This window comes from Micromonospora sp. 15K316 (assembly GCF_004348525.1).
Taxonomy (GTDB): Bacteria; Actinomycetota; Actinomycetes; order Mycobacteriales; family Micromonosporaceae; genus Micromonospora.
The window spans coordinates 1-4,326 of sequence record NZ_SMKG01000340.1; the positions used below are offsets into that span (position 1 = coordinate 1).

At 77.1% G+C, this 4,326-nt stretch carries 4 protein-coding genes; all 4 read left to right on the plus strand.

Annotation, left to right across the window (positions count from 1 at the left end):
* A partial coding sequence (locus tag E1211_RS30995) for a DUF4129 domain-containing protein (RefSeq protein WP_132353619.1) occupies positions 1-604 on the plus strand: 604 nt, incomplete at its 5' end.
* Entirely contained in the window at positions 601-2,028 is a 1,428-nt protein-coding gene (locus tag E1211_RS31000) for a DUF4350 domain-containing protein (RefSeq protein WP_207915578.1), read from the plus strand. The genes E1211_RS30995 and E1211_RS31000, both read left to right, overlap by 4 nt.
* Positions 2,025-3,017 carry a MoxR family ATPase gene (locus E1211_RS31005; RefSeq protein WP_132353621.1) on the plus strand — a complete coding sequence of 331 codons (993 nt, stop codon included), beginning with the start codon at positions 2,025-2,027 and terminating at the stop codon, positions 3,015-3,017. The genes E1211_RS31000 and E1211_RS31005 overlap by 4 nt, the downstream gene beginning before the upstream one ends.
* Positions 3,014-4,324: a DUF58 domain-containing protein gene (locus E1211_RS31010; RefSeq protein WP_132353623.1), complete on the plus strand. Its 1,311-nt coding sequence runs from the start codon at positions 3,014-3,016 to the stop codon at positions 4,322-4,324. Before E1211_RS31005 ends, E1211_RS31010 begins: the two co-directional genes overlap by 4 nt.
* The last annotated feature ends 2 nt before the right edge of the window (positions 4,325-4,326 follow it).

Sequence of the window (4,326 nt, forward strand, 5' to 3'; positions counted from 1 at the left end):
CCCCCGCCCGCGGGCGCGCCTGCCCCGGCTCACCCTGCCGCGGTTGCGGCTCCGCCTGCCCCGGCTGCGGCTGCCCCGACCGCGGCTGCCCCGGCTGCGACTGCGACGCCGCCGGCGCGGGGCCGACGTCGTGGCGGCGGAGGGCGCGTCTCCGTCGCCGCCCGACGAGACGCCCGACCGACTCGACGCCCACCTCTCGCCCGCCGACCGGCTGGCCGCCGAGGGGCGCTACGCCGAGGCGGTCCGGGAGCGGCTGCGCGACATGATCCGTGAACTGGCGGCGCGGCAGGTGGTACCCGCCCAGCCGGGGCTGACGGTTGTCGAGGTCGGCTCGACGGCCGCCCGGAACCTGCCGCCCACCGGCCCCCCGGTGACCGCCGCCGGTCTGATCTTCTCCGAACTCTGGTACGCGCAGCGGCCGGCCTCCGCCGACCACGACCGGCGGATGCGGGAACTCGCCGCCGAGCTGCACCGAGCGCTCGCCGCGCCGCAGGCCGTCGACCCACTCGACCGGGCGCGGATCGTCAGCGGGCCCACGAGTCTCGTACCCGAGCAGTCCGCCCCCGGCGGGCGGCCGGCCGACGCCCGGGAGGAGCGACCGTGACCGCCGCCGCGCAGACGGCGAATCCGGCCGGCCCTCGTCCGGCCGCCGCGCCGCCCCGACCCACCGCGAAGCGGCGACGGCGGTGGCACCGGCTGGTCATCCCGCTCGGGTTGGTCGCCGCCCTGATCACCACCACCCTGGTCGCGCAGACACTCGACCGGCCCGACCCCGACGACCCGGGTTACCTCTCCCCCCTGGAAATTGGTGACCACGGCGGCAGCCGGCTCGCCGAGGCCCTGCGCCGGCGCGGCGCCGGCGTCGCGCGGGAGACCGATTCGCGGGCGGCGCTGCTGGCCGCCCGCACCGGGCCACCGGCCACCCTCTTCGTGCCAGCGCCCGACCTGCTGCGATCCGAGACCCTGAGCCGCCTGACCCGGCTCCCCGTCGGGACCCGGGTGGTGCTGGTCGACCCGTCCGTCCGGGCCCTCCACGCCGCCGGAGTACCTGTGGACCACCACGGTCGGCGCTGGGCGACGAAGGTCGTGGGCCCGCAGGCCGGCGACCGCCCCTGCCCGCTCGACGAGCTGCGCCCGGTGCGTCACGCCGCCGCGCAGCGCCAGCGGTACGCGCCGGACGCGGAGGCACCCGTGCAGCTCTGCTTCTCCGCGGGGCTGGCCCGCGTGCCGGGCGCCGTCGACACAGTCCTCGTCGGAGCCGACGACCCGTTCCGCAACGACCGGATCGCCGAGCACGACAACGAGGCGCTCGCCACCGCGCTGCTCGGCGTGCACCCGCGCGTCGTCTGGCTGGACCTGGACGGGCCCGAGCCACCCCCACCGACCCGCAGCAGCACGCCGCCGGACGCCGCCTCACCCACCGAACGACCCCGTGCGGAGACCGTGCCGCCGGGGGGCACCGCACAGGGCCGGCCCGGTTCGCCGGGCGACGGCTCCGGGAACCGGGGGCCCGCCGACCCGGACGACGGACCGGCGCCGAACCCGCTCTGGAGCGCCTTCCCGCTCTGGTTCTGGGCGATGCTCGTCCAACTCGCGCTGGCACTGCTGCTCGCCGCGCTGTGGCGGGCCCGCCGGCTCGGGCCGCCCGCGCCGGAGCCGCTGCCGGTCGCCGTACGCTCCGCCGAGACCGCGCTCGGCCGGGCCCGGCTGTACCAACGGGCCGGCGCCCGCGGACCGGCCGGGCGGACCCTCCGCTCGGCCACTCTGGCCCGCCTGCTGCCCTGGCTGAACCTGACGGCCGACACGCCGCAGGACCAGGTGGCCACGGCCGTCGCGGCCCGCGCCGGAGGCGAGCCGGAGCAGGTCGAGGAGCTGCTCTACGGCGACGACCCGGCCACCGACGAGGAGCTGCTCGACCTCGCCCGTTCGCTCGACGCGGTCACCCGCGCCGTCACGGCGACCCCGCCCGGACCGACGCGCGGGGTCACGCCGACCGGAACCGAACCGACCGAAGGAGGACCCCGGTGACCCGACCCGCCGCAACCGCCGAGCCGCCGACCACCGACCCCGACGAGGCCCGCGCCGCCCTGCACCGGCTGCGCACCGAGGTCGGCAAGGCGGTCGTCGGCCAGGACTCGGTGGTCAGCGGGCTGGTGATCGCCCTGCTCTGCCGCGGCCACGTGCTGCTCGAGGGCGTACCGGGAGTCGCCAAGACCCTGCTCATCCGCACCGTGGCGACCGCCCTGGAGCTGGACTCCAAGCGGGTCCAGTTCACTCCCGACCTGATGCCCGGCGACGTCACCGGCTCGCTGATCTTCGACCCGCACACCGCCGCGTTCACCTTCCGCGAGGGCCCGGTCTTCACCAACCTCCTGCTCGCCGACGAGATCAACCGCACGCCGCCGAAGACCCAGTCCGCGCTCCTGGAGGTCATGGAGGAGCGGCAGGTGTCGGTGGAGGGCGCCCGACGCCCGCTGCCGGACCCGTTCATCGTGGCCGCCACCCAGAACCCCGTCGAGTACGAGGGCACCTACCCGCTGCCCGAGGCCCAGCTGGACCGCTTCCTGCTCAAACTCACCGTGCCGCTGCCCACCCGGGAGGAGGAGCTGGGCGTGCTGCGGGCGCACCACGCCGGTTTCGACCCGCGGGACCTGGCCGCGGCCGGCGTACGGCCGGTGGCGAGCGCGGCGGACCTGGCGGCCGCCCGGGCCGCCGTCGGCCGCGTCCACGTGGCCGAACCGCTCCTCGGGTACCTCGTCGACCTCTGCCGGGCCACCCGTAACACCCCCGCGCTGGAGCTCGGCGCCTCACCTCGGGGCGCGACCGCGCTGCTCAACACCGCGAAGGCGTGGGCCTGGCTGGCCGGACGCGACCACGTGGTGCCCGACGACGTGAAGGCGGTCGCCCGGCCCACGCTGCGGCACCGGCTGCGGCTGCGACCGGAGGTCGAGCTGGACGGCGTGGGGGTGGACTCGGTGCTGGACGCGGTGCTCGCCACCGTGCCGACGCCGCGATGACCTGGCGGGCGGCGCTGCTGCTCGCGGCCGGGGCGCTGACCCTGCCGCTCTGGCCGTCGCCGTTCGCGGGCGTCCTGGTGATGGCCGGAGGCGTGCTGCTGCTCGTGCTCGTGGACCGGATGCGGGCGGTGCCGCCGGCCGCGCTCACCGCGGAGCGCGAGGGTGACAGGACGGTCCGGCTCGGCGGCACCGCCACCGTCGCGCTCCGGCTCGGCAACTCCTCCGGGCGTACGCTGCGCGCCCAGGTCCGCGACGCCTGGGTGCCCTCGGCCGGCGCCCACCCGGAGGTGCCCCCGAACCGGGTCGTCACGGTGGCGCCCGGCGAGACGCTGGTGCTGCCCACCCGGCTGACCCCGACCCGGCGCGGTGACCGGCCGGCGCTGACCCTGACCGTCCGCTCGTACGGGCCGCTGCGGCTGGCGTTCCGGCAACGCTCGGGCCGCCCCGCCACGCCACCGTGGACGCTGCGCGTGCTGCCCCCCTTCGACTCCCGCCGGCACCTGCCCGAGAAGCTGGCCCGACTGCGGATCATCGACGGCACCCAGGTCACCCGCGGACGCGGCCAGGGCACCGAGTTCGACACCCTGCGCGAGTACGTCGTCGGCGACGACGTCCGGTCGATCGACTGGCGGGCCAGCGCCCGGCAGGCCGACGTGCTGGTGCGTACCTGGCGGCCGGAGCGGGACCGGCGGCTGGTCTGCGTGCTCGACACCGGCCGCACCTCGGCCGTACGGGTCGGCGACGAGCCCCGGCTGGACACCGCCATCGACGCCGCGTTGCTGCTCACGGCACTCGCCGTGCGGGCCGGCGACCGGGTCGACCTGCTCGCCGCGGACACCGCGGTACGCGCCACGATGACCGGCAGCGGCCGACCGGCGCTGCTCCCCCGACTGGTGCACGCGCTCGCTCCCCTCCAACCGGCCCTGGTCGAGACGAACTTCGAGCTGATCGCGAGTGAGATCCTGCGCCGGCAGCGCCAGCGCAGCCTGGTGGTGCTCTTCACCGCGCTGGAGGCGGGCGCCCTCGGCGAGGGCCTGCTACCGGTGCTGCCCCGGCTGGCCGCCCGGCACCGGGTGGTCATCGCGGCGGTCCACGATCCGGTGCTCACCGCGATGACCACGGGCACGCCGGCCCGCCCGGGCGACGCCTACGCGGCGGCGGCGGGGTGGCGGGCGCTGGCCGAGCGGGACCGGGTGCGGACGGCGTTGACCCGCTACGGCGTCACCGTGGTGGACGCTCCCGCCGGCACCCTCGCCACCCACCTGGCCGACACCTACCTACGCCTGAAGGCCCAGGCCCAACTCTGACC

Excerpts from the sequence above, each read along its gene's own strand:
- E1211_RS31010 (WP_132353623.1), top strand. The coding sequence starts at position 3,014 with ATGACCTGGCGGGCGGCGCTGCTGCTCGCGGCCGGGGCGCTGACCCTG.